This is a genomic window from Lutibacter maritimus, from assembly GCF_900116115.1.
In the GTDB taxonomy this organism is placed as follows: Bacteria; Bacteroidota; Bacteroidia; order Flavobacteriales; family Flavobacteriaceae; genus Lutibacter; species Lutibacter maritimus.
Genome location: NZ_FOZP01000005.1, coordinates 318,603 through 332,831 on the forward strand (window position 1 = coordinate 318,603; position 14,229 = coordinate 332,831).

Below are 14,229 nucleotides of genomic sequence, written 5' to 3' on the forward strand. Positions count from 1 at the left end.
TGTGTCGGGCTATACGTTAAATCTTTTTTATAAAAAATAAAAAAGGATAACACTGCTATCCCTAACGTATATAATTTCTTAAATTTAACATTCAAACAAATAAATGCATCAATGTCAGATAATCAATTTAAAACTAAAAAAGGAACTTTTATAATTCCAATTTTAGCATTGTTAGCTATATGGGTAGTATATATAATTGAAATTGGTTTTGGTTTTAATTTTAATAAGTTTGGAATTTACCCTAATAATATAATAGGATTGCGGGGAATATTGTTTTCACCTTTTATACATGCCGATATAAAACATCTATTAAATAATTCAGTTCCATTGTTTGTAATGTTATGTAGCCTTTATTATTTCTATCATAAAATTGCAACTAAAGTATTAGTACTTGGCACTTTAGTTTTAGGATTTTTAACGTGGTTTATAGCCCGTCCAGCAAATCATATTGGTGCAAGTGGTGTTATTTATTTTTTAGTAAGTTTTATTTTTTTTAGTGGAATTTTCCGAAAATATTATCGTTTAATTGCACTTTCTTTAGCAGTAGTATTTCTATATGGAAGTATGATTTGGTATGTATTACCCATTGAGGAAAGCATTTCTTGGGAAGGTCATTTATCAGGATTTATAACAGGTTTGGTATTTACAATACTCTTCAAAAAAGTAGGCCCACAACCTGAAATTTTTGAATTCACCCCTAATGAAGAATTTGAGAATTTATTTGATGAAAACGGAAATTATATTCCGCCTGAAGAATTTCAACAACCAGAAGATTAAATAACGTTACAGAAATATAAAAAAGTTGCACAACTAATTTTAATAGTTGTGCAACTTTTGTTTTTTGTTGTACAGCTAATTTCAAAAGCTGTACAACTAAAAATATTATAATTTAATACGTTGTCTTGTTGCTTCGTATAAAATTGCACCACAAGCTACAGAAACATTTAACGATGCTATTTCACCTAGCAAAGGCAACTTAGCTTTATGTTCTACTATTTTTAAAATAGATGGATTAATACCTCTATCTTCTGATCCCATAATAATGGCAGTAGGTAAGGTTAAATCAATATCGTAAATAAGTTGTTCTGTTTTTTCAGTAGCCGCTACTATTTGAATAGCTTCGGCTTGTAATTGAAAAACAGCATCTTTTATATGATCTACTTTACATACAGGAACTTTAAACGCTGCACCTGCAGAAGTTTTAATGGCATCAGCACTTACCGGCGCATTTCCCTGTTTTTGAATAATAATTCCATCTACACCTGTACATTCAGCGGTTCTAATAATAGCACCAAAATTACGTACGTCTGAAACTTTATCTAATAATAAAAATAAGGGTGTGCTAGTTTTTTCTAATGTTTCGGTTATTAAATCTTCTAGATCAACAAAATCAATTGCTGAAGTTTGTGCTACTACACCTTGGTGATTACTGTTTTTAGAGAGTCTATTTAATTTTTCAATAGGCACAAAACTGCTTGCAATATTGTGTGATTTGATTAAAGTATTTAATTCTGAAAATAACGGACTGTTTAGATCTTTTTGTAAAAAAACTTTACCTATAGTTTTACCAGAATTAATAGCTTCTATTACAGCTCTTATACCAAATATTTTTGAGACTTCGTTTTCCATGCTGCAAATGTAGGTATATTGTTTGAATAAAAAAACCACCTCAATTGAGGTGGTTTTAAAATTAAATACTATTTAATTTAATTTTTTTGTAAAAATATTTTACTGTTTTGTCATTTTAACAACTCTACTACCTCCAAAACATCCAATACTAACACAACGTTTGAACTCTAAATTTAAAGAAAAATCACAAGAGTTGTATGTTGATTGTTCAGGTGTTAAAGTTGTAGCCCAAACTGGCCCATATGTAGAGTGATTGTATATGTAATAATTTGCATCTCCTGCATATGTAATTGTTGGGTTAACAACGTCTGTACTTAATACAATTAATACTTCATCATCTCCATATCCATCGATATTTGTTAATAATAATGAATTTGGTAATGGACCTAGTTCAACTGTAGCTGTTAAAGGATTTGCAAATCTTGCATTTACAGCTGTGTACGTTCCAACAAAACCATTAAGATCAAGAGAACAAACAGCTTGAAGTGTAATAGCTGCTAAATTAGATTCAGATACACTTTCTGATGATGAATCAATTTTTAAAACTAAAGTTTTAGCATCAAAAGGATCAAGATTAGCAGTGTTTACATTTATTACAGCATCAACTGACATTTCACCAGCTGGAATTGTAAAAGTAGTAGCTGCTAAACTATATTCAACACCAGATGTTGCTGTTGAACTTGGGTCAGCGCTTATTGTTATATCAACAGGCTCATTAAGTGGTTTGTTTTTACCTCCAATAATAGTTATAGCTACATTGTAAGGAGTAACAGAACCATCTTTAATGAAGTTAGCTGTAACACTTGGCTTTTCAAATTGAGCCAAGATTGGACCTTTACCAAAGTCGGTTTTTTCATCATCTAATAGACATGAACTTACTGTAAAACTAGCAAGTAACACAACTATAAAGAAATTTAATTTAATTCTTGTTTTTTTCATGATTTACTTATTTTTTATTTCCAAAATGGCGCTTTAGTAAACGCATCTTGATTAGTTAGCGTAGGAACATTGGCAGAATTTCTTGCAATCTCAGAAGCAGGATATAATAATCTTACTGGTCTAACACCACCTGATTCAGCAGGAATTGGTAAACCAGCAGGGTAACCTGTTCTTGTGTATTCAACCCATAATTCTATAGAAGAATTTCCATTTAAAGCTACCCATTTTTGAGTAATTATGGCTTCTATTTTATTTGGTGATGCATCCCAAGAAACATTAGGTAAAGCTTGAGAATAGTACGTTTGAGCAGCAGTTACTGCATTTGGAACACCTAAAGTTGCAAATGAAGCTTCAATTGCTTCGTTGTATAAATCTTTAGCATTTCCAGTTGTAATATACCCTCTTTGAACCGCTTCAGCTTGTAATAATAAACATTCAGCAAGTAACATAATATTTTGATCTTGGTCATGAGATACTAATAACCCAGGTCCAACTTTAGATAAATCATTTGAAGTAAATCCAGTACCTGGTAACGTTGTTGATTGGTACACTCCTTTATAAGCACCACCAGTAGCTGCAGGTGCATATAAACGTTCTCTTCTAGGGTCATCAGTACCTGTTAAATAATTAATGGTATAATCAGATGCAACAGTATAATCACCTCTATCAGTTTGACTATTTGTAGATGGATTTCTAAAGAATCCATAAAAAGGACTTTGTTTATCTGTATTGTCAGAATATCCAGGATTTGCAGTTACGTCTTCTGTAATATAACCAGCACCATTTGCATCAATTTTTGCAATTTCAGCTTTAATGTATGCATCTTGTCCAGTGTTACTTAAACGTACTAACATTCTTAATTTAATTGAGTTTGCAAACTGAGCCCATCTGTTCATGTCACCACCAAAAATTACATCTTGAGATGCAGGATCTTCAGCGTTTCCAGGTAAATTTAAAGCTAATTCAGCAGCAGCTGTTAACTCATCAATTACTTGTGTGTATACTGTTTCAGCATCATCATATTTAGGTGTTGTGTTTGCACCTCTTAAATTTGCTTCAGTATAAGGAATATCACCGTAAATATCTACTAAATATTGGTATTGAAAACCTTTTATTGTTTTTGCAATAGCTCTATAAGCGCTATAATCAACAGCACCTGTAGCATCTTCGTAATTTTCAATATATGTAAGGTTTTTGAAAATAGCTACATATGATGTTTCAAATATTCCAGTATTAAACGTAGTTGTTATGTTATATCTAGGGTAATCTTGGTTTGCTGACCAGTTTGATGGTGTAGCCCAGTTATACATAAAAAATTGTCCAACATACGTCATAGTTCTTGCATTTAAAGCAGCAAAATCTGTTTGAGCCACTGGTAATGTTAAACTTGGCGTAGATATAGATGGATCATTTGGATTGTCGTTGACATCCAAGAAATCACTACAGCTTACCGTCATTATCACAATGGACAATGCTAGTAAGGTAGATTTTATTAATTTAATTGTTTTCATAAGTTATGTTTTTTTTAGAATTTTACTGTTAAGTTAACACCATATTGTCTTGTTGGAGGTGTTTGAGCTTGAGTACCTACACCAATAGCATTACCTGTTGTAAAGTTAAATTCTGGATCAGTATACACATTGTCTTTTGGTCTAAAAGTTAATAAGTTTCTTCCGAAAAGACCTAATGATAAGTTGTCAATTCCAATTTTTCCTAATACTTCATTATCAAAATTGTAAGAAAGTAATACTTCTCTTAATTTTAATGTAGTTGCATCAGTTACGTAATTTTCTTTTACATCGTTATAAGCATCCCAAAAATCGTTTCCACCATCAGAAGTTAAACGGTTTGTATTAGCTACATAACCACCATTACCATCTGAATAAGAAGAGTTAGGGAATACAAAAGGTTGTCTGTTTGCAGAAACACTATGTTGTGTTAAACCTGTAAACTCTAATGCATCTACTAAACTGTTAAAAAATACGTGACCAGTTCTATAATCCATTACAGCGTATAAATTCCAGTTTTTATATTTGAAACTTGTATTTAAACCTATAATGTAGTCTGGAGATGTTTTTCCTTGTGTTTGTAAATTACTATCTTGAATTGGATCACCATCATCACCAACAATTACTCTTCCTTGGTCATCTCTTAAATAAGAGGTAGTTCTAATTAATGGATAAGGTTCACCAACTCTTGCAACAATTTGAGCACTTGCATATCCGCCTATGTCTAATTCGTCAACACCATCAGCTAATGAAATTACTTCAGATTTGTATCCTGAATAGTTAATACCTAAATCCCAAGAAAAATCTCCGCTGTTAATTATTTTAGTATTGATATCAAATTCAATACCTAAGTTTTCAATTTCACCAATATTAATTAAGCTACTTGAAGCTCCTGATGCTAATGATACGTTAACTGGTATAATTTGATCTACAGAATTTGTTTTGTATACAGAAACACTACCTGTAATTCTATTTTTAAATAAACCATATTCAAAACCTCCTTCAATTGAAGTTGTAAATTCTGGGCTTAAGTTTGGATCAGGATCTCTACTTGATTGTGATAAACCTGCAATAGAGCCATAAGGGAAATTAGCAGGAGCAAAATAAGTACCTGCTGTTGCATATACACCTGGATCAGATCCAGTTTTTGTAACGTTAAAGTTTGCTTTTAAATAACTTAATCCATTGTCTGATACAAGTTCAGGAATTGCTTCTGTAGCAATAAATGACACACCAACACCTGGATAGAAGAAAGATCTGTTATCTACTGGTAAAGTAGAAGACCAGTCATTTCTAGCTGTAGCACTTAAAAATAAATATTGTTTGTATCCTAATGTGAAATCAGCATAAACACCTAATTTTCTGTAATTAGAAGTAGATTCTCCACCTATTAAATCTCCAGTTCTTGTAGAAACATTGTAGAAATTAGGAATAATTAAATTTTCACCACTTACATTAACAGCTTTATATGTGTTTAATCTCATATTTTGCCCTAGCGTAAGTTTTGCATTTAAATCAGGTGTAATATCTTTTTTCATGGTGATTAAGAAATCACTATTTACTCTTGTAGATGTTGAAATTTCATCTGCAGTTTTAGCTCCATAAGGATCCATTTCTGAATAAACATGTGCTAAATGGAATGCATAAGTATAGGCATCAAACTGTCTTTTGAAAGTATTTGTACTTCCAGTATAACCAACATTTAAAGTAGCTTCAATCCAATCATTAATTTCATAGTTAGCATTTGCTAATACGTTAAATTCATTATAGTCACTATATTCTCTTTGTGTATCTATAATAAAGTAAGGATTTTCATAGAAACGGAAGAAAGAAACTTCATTTCTAGTGAACTGTCCAGTTCTCCAGTTTTTCATTTGGTCTAATGGTAAGTGTAAAGGCGTATTAATTACGTTCCAATATACAGGTCTACCTTGACGACCAGCTTCATTACCAACTAAATTAGCATGAGATCTGTAGAAAGATAAGTTTCCACCAACTGTTAATTTGTTGTATTTTTTGCTAGCTTTTAATCTGAAGTTTGTTCTGTTGTAAGTATCTTTTGGTACAATACCTTCAGTATTTGTTTGATCTAAAGATAAAAGGAAATCTCCAGTTTCGTCTCCACCACTAAGTGTTACACCGTGTCTGATAGTACTACCTGTGTTAAAGAAGTTTTTATTTCTGTCTTTAATAGGGCTAAATGGCACTTGCCAAACAGAACCGTCATCTAACGTTTCACTTGCATCAACCAATCTTCCGTCATAAGCAGGTCCCCAGTTTACGTTTTCTAATGGATATAAAGTTCCATCAGGGAAACCACCAGCTCCAAACTCTTCTTGGAATTCAGGCATGTAAGCTACAGATTCAGCAGTATAAGAAGTGTTATACTCAACACTTAATTTACCTTTACCTTTTTTAGTAGTAACAACAATAACACCATTTGTTGCATCAGAACCATATAAAGCAGATGCGTTAGCACCTTTAAGTACAGTTACAGATTCAATGTCATTTGGGTTAATGCGGTCTAAAACACCTCTAGCTGAAGGGAAACCATCAACTACAATAAGTGCTTCGTTATTACCTAATAAAGATCTGTTACCTCTTAATACAACTCTTGTACTTGGATTAACACCGTTGTTTGTAGTGTTAATTTGTAAACCAGATACTTTACCAACCATAGCTGTTGCAGTATTTACAGCTTTAGTTTTTGTAATGTCATCGCTTTTAAGACTTGTTACAGAGTATGAAAGCTCTTTAGGTTTTCTTTTAATACCTAAAGCAGTTACCACAACCTCTTCAAGTGCTTCTGCACTTTCTTGCATAACAACATTAATTACATTTGATGACCCAACGGTTTTTTCAACTGTTTGCATCCCAATAAAGCTGTATTGTAATACCGCTCCTGCGTTTGCAGTAATTGAATAATTACCATCAAAATCTGATTGAGTACCAACTTTGGTACCTTTTACAACAACTGTTACCCCAGGTAAAGGTCCGCTTGCATCGGAAATCTTACCAGTAACAGTTTTTCCTTGCGCAAATGATATTTGCACTACTAACGCTAGTAAAAGCGTTAAAAAACCATTAAACTTTGTTTTCATTATATAATTGTTTGAATTAAAATTTTACCAAAAATCATAAATTAATATTAAATTACCTAATATTTTGTTAAAAAGAGTTAATAATAATTAGTTTTTGGCCTTATAGTTAAGCTGTTTATTAGATGTTTTTTTTTCTAAAAAGTTGCGTCATTTTTTTAAATTTTAGTGTAAATGTCATTTTAGATGTGTTTTAATAGTTGAAATACAAGTATTTACAATTTTGTGTTTTTTATTAAAAATCCCAGTTTTTTGAGGTTAAAATCTAATAATTATCAAAATAAAAAAAATAATCAACTGTTAAAAATTTAACATTTTTTGGATTTCACTTGGTGTTTTAATAATGTTTTAAAGCTTTTGTTGCGTTAATTATTAGGTTTTGAGCATAAAAACTCATTATCAATATTCTTATTTGGTCATTTAAATCGTTTTTTTTGTTGCTTGGAGGTGGTGTTTTTGTATGTGTTTTAGGCAATTTTGTATGCTTTATGAGTCATTAAAAAAAGTAAGTAATCTTTAAATGAATTTTTGAGCTATTAAACTCAAATGGTAATTTGTTTGTTTTTCCTATTGCGTAACTTAAGTTGGTGCTGCTTTTATCTGTATTAAAAACATAGCCAATGCCTAAACTATATAACTGTGAGGTAAGTTTTAGTAAATTATTCTCTACATATCCATAATCTGTAATTGAATATAATTCTGAAAATTCATTTAAAGAGTAATGATATTCTATATTTGTTATCACATATTTTGATGCTGAAATAGCTAATTCATCAAAACCTCTGATTGATGAGCTTCCGCCAATTTTGTAAAGTTCGTTTTCTAATATGGTTTTTGAAAATAGGAATTCATTTTGTTGTTTAAGAAAAAGATAACTTCTATGGTTAAACGGTAAGCTATATTCTCCTATAAATTCTAATACTTTTTGATTTTCTTTAGATGAGTTGTATTTTCTTGTTCCTAATAGGTAGCTTAATTCTAATGTTAATGGAGAATTTCTTTTTGTATTTTTAAAAGTGTATGAAACGCCAATGTTAGATTTTTTAAAACTACTGATTGCAGCGTTGTAATTGTTAGCAATAGCATTAGAATTTTCATTTCTGTACAAAGCGCTTAAAGCCATATTTTTATGAATAGAATAATCTAATTTTATGTTGGTTTTAATATTGGTATAAGTGGTGTCTTGTTTTATAATTGAGAAGCTAAAAGTTGGACTAATTTTTGTGTTATATATATATGGTGTAAAAAAACTACTTTTAAATAGTTTATTTTCATTAATACTGCTTCTCCAATTTAATGAAATTACCTCGCCTTTGTTAAAAATATTTTGAAGTTCAAGATCAATATTTCCTGTAAAAGCAATTTTGTTGCTATTTTCTTTATTTGAAAAACCAATGATGCCATTAAATTTATTGAATGATTTTTTCTTTAGGTATAAATAAATAGTGGTTGAATCTTCTGAAAATAAAACTTCAGGAGGTTTTATATTTTTTACAAATTTTAAAGTGTTAAGCTGGTTGTTTAGGCTTTTTAATGTTTTGGTGTTAAAAATGGTATTCGGTTTTATATTAAAATAATTTCTATAAAATTTTTTAGGAAATGTTTCATAGCCTTTAACTATAATTTTATCTATTGTTCTTTTAGTAGCATGGTTTATTAACAACTTAGCTGTTAAAATATTATTTTTAATTTTTAGGTTTGTTAAAGAAACTTCACTAAAAGTATTTCCTTTTTGTTCAAAATAATTAGTAATTATATGAATGGTTTCTTCTATTTTATCAAAAGGAATATCAAAATAAGTTGTATTGAGATTTGATGTAATATTTTTTAAAAAAGGCTGATCGAAATTTTCACTATAATAAATTCTTGCAAAATCTATTTTTGTTTTTAAGTTAAATTCCGTTATTATTATTGAATCGGATATTTTTAAATTATAAGTATTACTTATAAATCCTATTTTTTTTAATTTTTTAGAAAACAAATCTGCTTCTGCAATAGCATTCTTTTTTTCAGAATGTTTTTTGATGTAAGTAATATTATTAAATAATTTATGCTGAACACTGTCTATAGGACGAATTTCTAATTCAATTTGCTGAGCGTGTACTTTAAAAACAAAACATATAAAAAATACACCAAAAAGTAGTGGTTTTAAAAGGTATTTCAAAACAATATAATTTTGAGGTGAATATACATGAATATTTATTGAAGTTTTCTATGAAAAATAAATTATATACAAGTTTGGTTAACAAGAATTTATTTGTACATTTGCAAACTCTTAGAAAAGAGCTAAGAAATTTATAAGTAATATAATAACAAAATTTTAGTATGCCAACAATTTCGCAATTAGTACGAAAAGGAAGAACCAAAATAACTAAGAAGAGTAAATCGGCTGCTTTAAATTCATGTCCTCAACGTAGAGGAGTATGTACACGTGTTTATACTACAACACCAAAAAAACCAAATTCAGCAATGCGTAAAGTTGCAAGGGTAAGGTTAACAAATGGTAATGAAGTAAACGCATACATCCCTGGAGAAGGACATAATTTACAAGAGCACTCGATAGTATTAGTTAGAGGTGGAAGGGTTAAAGATTTACCAGGAGTTAGATATCACATTGTTCGTGGAGCATTAGATACTGCCGGTGTTGATGGAAGAACACAACGTCGCTCTAAATATGGTACAAAAGCACCTAAAAAGTAATTAAAAAACTTTAATGTAAAGACATGAGAAAAAGAAAGGCGAAAAAAAGAGTTCTTTTACCAGATCCAAAGTTTAATGATCAATTGGTAACACGTTTTGTGAATAACTTAATGTGGGATGGTAAAAAATCTGTAGCTTTCAAAGTATTTTACGATGCGTTAGACATTGTAGAGCAAAAAAAGCAAAATGATGAAAAAACATCATTAGAGATATGGAAAGACGCATTATCAAATGTAATGCCACACGTTGAGGTTCGTAGCCGTCGTGTTGGTGGAGCTACTTTTCAAATTCCAATGCAAATCAGACCAGACCGTAAGGTGTCTATTGCAATTAAATGGTTGATATCTTATTCAAGAAAACGTAATGAAAAATCAATGGCTCAGCGTTTAGCTGGTGAAGTTTTAGCTGCTGCAAAAGAAGAAGGTGCTGCTGTTAAGAAAAGAATTGATGTTCATAAAATGGCAGATGCTAACAAAGCATTCTCTCACCTTAGATTTTAATAGTAAGAAATGGCAAGAGATTTAAAATACACAAGAAATATAGGTATTGCTGCGCATATTGATGCAGGTAAAACTACATGTACAGAACGTATCCTTTTTTATACGGGTGTTTCTCACAAAATTGGAGAAGTACATGATGGTGCTGCAACAATGGACTGGATGGAACAAGAGCAAGAAAGAGGTATTACAATTACATCTGCTGCAACAACTTGCGAGTGGAAATTCCCAACAGAAAACGGAGAGCCAACTGCAGATGCAAAAGGATATCATTTTAATATAATTGACACTCCTGGTCACGTAGATTTTACAGTTGAAGTAAATCGTTCTTTGAGAGTTTTAGATGGGTTGGTTTTTTTATTTAGTGCTGTTGATGGTGTTGAACCTCAATCTGAAACTAACTGGAGATTAGCTGATAATTATAAAGTACCAAGAATTGGTTTTGTTAACAAAATGGACCGTCAAGGTGCTAACTTTTTAGCTGTTTGTCAACAAGTAAGAGAAATGTTAGGTTCTAATGCAGTGCCTATCGTTATTAATATTGGAGATGAAGAAAACTTCAGAGGAATTGTAGACTTAGTTAAGAATCGTGCAGTAATTTTCCATGACCATACAATGGGTGCTACTTTTGATGTAGTTGAAATTCCTGAAGATTTAAAAGAAGAGGCTAAAGAATTACGTGGTAAATTAATTGAAGAGGTTGCTGCGTATGATGAAAACCTTTTAGAAAAATATATGGAAGATGAAGATTCTATTACTGAAGATGAGGTGCATGCTGCGCTTCGTGCTGCTGTAATGGATATGTCTATCATTCCTATGGTTTGTGGTTCTGCATTTAAAAATAAAGGAGTACAGTTCTTATTAGATGCTGTTTGTCGTTATTTGCCTTCCCCAACTGATAAAGAAGGTGTTATAGGTGTTAATCCAGATACAGAAAAAGAAGAAATTCGTAAGCCTGATGTAAAAGAACCATTTGCAGCATTAGCTTTTAAAATCGCTACCGATCCTTATGTTGGACGTTTAGCTTTCTTTAGAGCATATTCTGGACGCTTAGATGCGGGTTCTTATATTTTGAATAGCCGTTCTGGTAAAAAAGAGCGTATTTCAAGAATTTATCAAATGCATGCTAATAAGCAAAATGCTATTGATTATATTGAAGCTGGTGATATTGGTGCTGGTGTTGGATTTAAAGACATCAAAACTGGTGATACTATGTGTGATGAAAAACACCCAATTGTATTAGAATCAATGAATTTCCCTGACCCAGTTATCGGTATCGCTGTAGAACCTAAAACTAAAGCAGATGTTGATAAATTAGGAATGGCTTTAAGTAAATTAGCTGAAGAAGATCCAACATTTACTGTAAAAACTGATGAAGCTTCAGGACAAACAATTATTTCAGGAATGGGTGAGTTACACTTAGAAATTATTGTTGATCGTTTAAAGCGTGAGTTTAAAGTTGAAGTGAACGAAGGTCAACCACAAGTTGAATATAAAGAAGCACTTACAGCTAAAGCTGATCACCGTGAGGTTTACAAAAAACAATCTGGTGGACGTGGTAAATTTGCTGATATTAAATTTATTATGGAACCTGCTGCTGCTGGTGAAACAGGTTTAATATTTGTAAATGAAATTAAAGGTGGTAACATTCCTAAAGAATTTGTTCCTTCTGTAGAAAAAGGTTTCAGAGAGGCTATGAAAAATGGTCCTTTAGCTGGATATGAAATGGATAGTATGAAGGTTACTTTATATGACGGTTCTTATCACGCAGTGGATTCAGATCAATTATCTTTCGAATTAGCTGCAAAAATGGGTTACAAAGTTGCTGCAAAAGCTGCAAAAGCTGTAATTCTTGAACCAATTATGAAAATTGACGTTGTTACTCCTGAAGAAAATATGGGTGATATTGTTGGTGATTTAAACAGAAGAAGAGGTCAAGTAAATGCAATGGATGATAGAGCTGGAGCAAAAGTGGTTAAAGCACATGTTCCATTATCAGAAATGTTTGGTTATGTTACAACATTAAGAACATTATCATCAGGTAGAGCATCATCTTCAATGGAATTTTCACATTATGAAGCTTGTCCATCAAATATTTCAGAAGAAGTAATAGCAAAAGCAAAAGGATAATCTCTAAATTATAAACGATGAGTCAAAAAATTAGAATAAAGTTAAAATCGTACGATTACAATTTAGTAGATAAATCTGCTGAAAAAATCGTTAAAACCGTAAAAAACACAGGTGCTGTTGTAAACGGACCAATTCCATTACCAACACACAAAAAGATTTTTACAGTATTACGTTCTCCGCACGTAAACAAAAAATCAAGAGAGCAATTCCAATTAAGTTCTTATAAAAGATTATTAGACATTTATAGTTCATCATCAAAAACTATTGATGCTTTAATGAAATTAGAACTTCCAAGTGGTGTTGAAGTAGAGATTAAAGTTTAATTTCATAAAAGTCAAAAATTATTTTTTGACTAACATGTCCGGAGCGATTGACGAAGGAAAAACGGAAAGAAAATAAATTCAGGGTTGAATTATTTTCATCCCTGAATTTTTTTAAATAAATAGAAACAATAAATAATAATTAATTAATTATGTCTGGGTTAATAGGTAGAAAAATCGGTATGACCAGCTTATTCGACGAGAACGGGAAAAATATTCCTTGTACAGTTATCGAAGCAGGTCCATGCGTAGTTACCCAAGTCAGAACCGAAGAGGTTGACGGGTATAGTGCTCTTCAACTTGGTTTCGATGACAAAGCAGAAAAACGTACGAACAAAGCGTTACAAGGTCACTTTAAAAAGGCTGGAACCACTGCTAAGAAGAAAGTTGTTGAAATTCAAGATTTTAGAGAAGATTACAAATTAGGAGATCAACTTACAGTTGAGCTTTTTAAAGAAGGAGAATTTGTTGACGTTTCAGCAGATACGAAAGGTAAAGGTTTTCAAGGTGTAGTAAAACGTCACGGATTTGGTGGTGTTGGTCAAGCTACTCACGGTCAACATAACCGTTTAAGAGCTCCAGGATCTGTTGGTGCGGCATCGTATCCAGCAAGAGTATTCAAAGGTATGAAAATGGCCGGAAGAATGGGAGGAAATAAAGTAACTGTTCAAAATTTAAGAGTTTTAAAAGTTGTTCCAGAAAAGAACATACTTGTGGTTAAAGGAAGCATTCCTGGTCATAATAACGCTTATGTAATTATTCAAAAATAATGAAAGTATCAGTTTTAGACATACAAGGAAAAGATACAGGAAGAAAAGTAGAACTTTCTGATGCTGTATATGGAATAGAGCCAAATAATCATGCTGTTTATTTAGATGTAAAACAGTTTTTGGCTAACAAAAGACAAGGTACTCACAAATCTAAAGAGAGAGCTGAGATATCTGGAAGCACAAGAAAAATTAAAAAACAAAAAGGAACAGGTACAGCTCGTGCGGGTAGTATTAAGTCACCTTTGTTTAAAGGTGGAGGTAGAGTTTTTGGACCAAGACCTAAAGATTATTCTTTTAAATTAAACAAAAACTTAAAAAGATTAGCACGTAAATCTGCATTAAGTATTCAAGCAAAAGAGAACAATATTATTGTTGTAGAAGACTTTAATTTTGAAACTCCAAAAACTAAAAATTATACTGCAGTTTTACAAGCATTAGGTATAGAAAACAAAAAATCTATATTAGTGTTGGCTGAATCAAATAATAATGTATATTTGTCATCGCGCAATTTAAAAAGTGCAAAAACCATAACAAGTTCAGGTTTAAGTACTTATGAATTGTTAAATGCAAATAAAGTAATTCTTTCTGAAGGATCTTTAGAAGGAATTGAATCTAATTTAAGTAAATAGGTAACAGAT

General features: G+C 31.3%; 12 protein-coding genes. 7 read left to right on the forward strand and 5 right to left on the reverse strand.

Translation table 11 applies throughout. The features are described 5' to 3' along the window. Nucleotides 1–111 precede the first annotated feature (111 nt). On the forward strand, nucleotides 112–777 hold the full coding sequence (locus BM335_RS10190) for a rhomboid family intramembrane serine protease (RefSeq protein WP_090226561.1): 666 nt from the start codon (nucleotides 112–114) through the stop codon (nucleotides 775–777). A gap of 105 nt (nucleotides 778–882) precedes the next feature. On the opposite strand, the gene rlmB is transcribed toward BM335_RS10190, so the two are convergent. The 5 genes from rlmB to BM335_RS10215 all read right to left on the reverse strand — a co-directional run bounded on the left by rlmB (nucleotide 883) and on the right by BM335_RS10215 (nucleotide 9,338). Continuing rightward, complete coding sequence (gene rlmB / locus BM335_RS10195; RefSeq protein ID WP_090226565.1) at nucleotides 883–1,629, reverse strand: 23S rRNA (guanosine(2251)-2'-O)-methyltransferase RlmB; 747 nt, start codon at nucleotides 1,627–1,629, stop codon at nucleotides 883–885. Nucleotides 1,630–1,728: 99 nt separating this feature from the next. Beyond that, entirely contained in the window at nucleotides 1,729–2,568 is an 840-nt protein-coding gene (locus tag BM335_RS10200) for a hypothetical protein (protein ID WP_090226569.1), read from the reverse strand. Between the two features lie 14 nt (nucleotides 2,569–2,582). Continuing rightward, the gene (locus BM335_RS10205) at nucleotides 2,583–4,079 is read right to left on the reverse strand and encodes a SusD/RagB family nutrient-binding outer membrane lipoprotein (RefSeq protein ID WP_090226574.1); all 1,497 of its coding nucleotides are present in this window, start codon (nucleotides 4,077–4,079) and stop codon (nucleotides 2,583–2,585) included. Nucleotides 4,080–4,093: 14 nt separating this feature from the next. Continuing rightward, nucleotides 4,094–7,177: a SusC/RagA family TonB-linked outer membrane protein gene (locus BM335_RS10210; protein ID WP_090226577.1), complete on the reverse strand. Its 3,084-nt coding sequence runs from the start codon at nucleotides 7,175–7,177 to the stop codon at nucleotides 4,094–4,096. Nucleotides 7,178–7,670: 493 nt separating this feature from the next. Next, entirely contained in the window at nucleotides 7,671–9,338 is a 1,668-nt protein-coding gene (locus BM335_RS10215; RefSeq protein ID WP_090226581.1) for a ShlB/FhaC/HecB family hemolysin secretion/activation protein, read from the reverse strand. Nucleotides 9,339–9,499: 161 nt separating this feature from the next. On the opposite strand from BM335_RS10215, the gene rpsL reads away from it, so the two are divergent. From rpsL to rplD, 6 genes are all read left to right on the forward strand, one after another. Continuing rightward, the gene (rpsL, locus tag BM335_RS10220; protein WP_068206887.1) at nucleotides 9,500–9,874 is read left to right on the forward strand and encodes a 30S ribosomal protein S12; all 375 of its coding nucleotides are present in this window, start codon (nucleotides 9,500–9,502) and stop codon (nucleotides 9,872–9,874) included. A gap of 23 nt (nucleotides 9,875–9,897) precedes the next feature. Beyond that, nucleotides 9,898–10,374: a 30S ribosomal protein S7 gene (gene rpsG / locus BM335_RS10225; RefSeq protein ID WP_090226584.1), complete on the forward strand. Its 477-nt coding sequence runs from the start codon at nucleotides 9,898–9,900 to the stop codon at nucleotides 10,372–10,374. Nucleotides 10,375–10,383: 9 nt separating this feature from the next. After that, nucleotides 10,384–12,501 carry an elongation factor G gene (gene fusA, locus BM335_RS10230; RefSeq protein ID WP_090226587.1) on the forward strand — a complete coding sequence of 706 codons (2,118 nt, stop codon included), beginning with the start codon at nucleotides 10,384–10,386 and terminating at the stop codon, nucleotides 12,499–12,501. Nucleotides 12,502–12,518: 17 nt separating this feature from the next. Then, a complete protein-coding gene (rpsJ, locus tag BM335_RS10235) occupies nucleotides 12,519–12,824 on the forward strand; it encodes a 30S ribosomal protein S10 (protein ID WP_070237956.1) in 306 nt (101 codons plus the stop codon). 149 nt (nucleotides 12,825–12,973) lie between these two features. After that, on the forward strand, nucleotides 12,974–13,591 hold the full coding sequence (gene rplC, locus BM335_RS10240) for a 50S ribosomal protein L3 (protein WP_090226590.1): 618 nt from the start codon (nucleotides 12,974–12,976) through the stop codon (nucleotides 13,589–13,591). Beyond that, entirely contained in the window at nucleotides 13,591–14,220 is a 630-nt protein-coding gene (rplD, locus tag BM335_RS10245) for a 50S ribosomal protein L4 (protein ID WP_090226592.1), read from the forward strand. The genes rplC and rplD overlap by 1 nt, the downstream gene beginning before the upstream one ends. The last annotated feature ends 9 nt before the right edge of the window (nucleotides 14,221–14,229 follow it).

Excerpts from the sequence above, each read along its gene's own strand:
- BM335_RS10190 (WP_090226561.1), top strand. The coding sequence starts at position 112 with ATGTCAGATAATCAATTTAAAACTAAAAAAGGAACTTTTATAATTCCA.
- rlmB (WP_090226565.1), bottom strand. The coding sequence starts at position 1,629 with ATGGAAAACGAAGTCTCAAAAATATTTGGTATAAGAGCTGTAATAGAA.
- BM335_RS10200 (WP_090226569.1), bottom strand. The coding sequence starts at position 2,568 with ATGAAAAAAACAAGAATTAAATTAAATTTCTTTATAGTTGTGTTACTT.
- BM335_RS10205 (WP_090226574.1), bottom strand. The coding sequence starts at position 4,079 with ATGAAAACAATTAAATTAATAAAATCTACCTTACTAGCATTGTCCATT.
- BM335_RS10210 (WP_090226577.1), bottom strand. The coding sequence starts at position 7,177 with ATGAAAACAAAGTTTAATGGTTTTTTAACGCTTTTACTAGCGTTAGTA.
- rpsL (WP_068206887.1), top strand. The coding sequence starts at position 9,500 with ATGCCAACAATTTCGCAATTAGTACGAAAAGGAAGAACCAAAATAACT.
- rpsG (WP_090226584.1), top strand. The coding sequence starts at position 9,898 with ATGAGAAAAAGAAAGGCGAAAAAAAGAGTTCTTTTACCAGATCCAAAG.
- fusA (WP_090226587.1), top strand. The coding sequence starts at position 10,384 with ATGGCAAGAGATTTAAAATACACAAGAAATATAGGTATTGCTGCGCAT.
- rpsJ (WP_070237956.1), top strand. The coding sequence starts at position 12,519 with ATGAGTCAAAAAATTAGAATAAAGTTAAAATCGTACGATTACAATTTA.
- rplC (WP_090226590.1), top strand. The coding sequence starts at position 12,974 with ATGTCTGGGTTAATAGGTAGAAAAATCGGTATGACCAGCTTATTCGAC.
- rplD (WP_090226592.1), top strand. The coding sequence starts at position 13,591 with ATGAAAGTATCAGTTTTAGACATACAAGGAAAAGATACAGGAAGAAAA.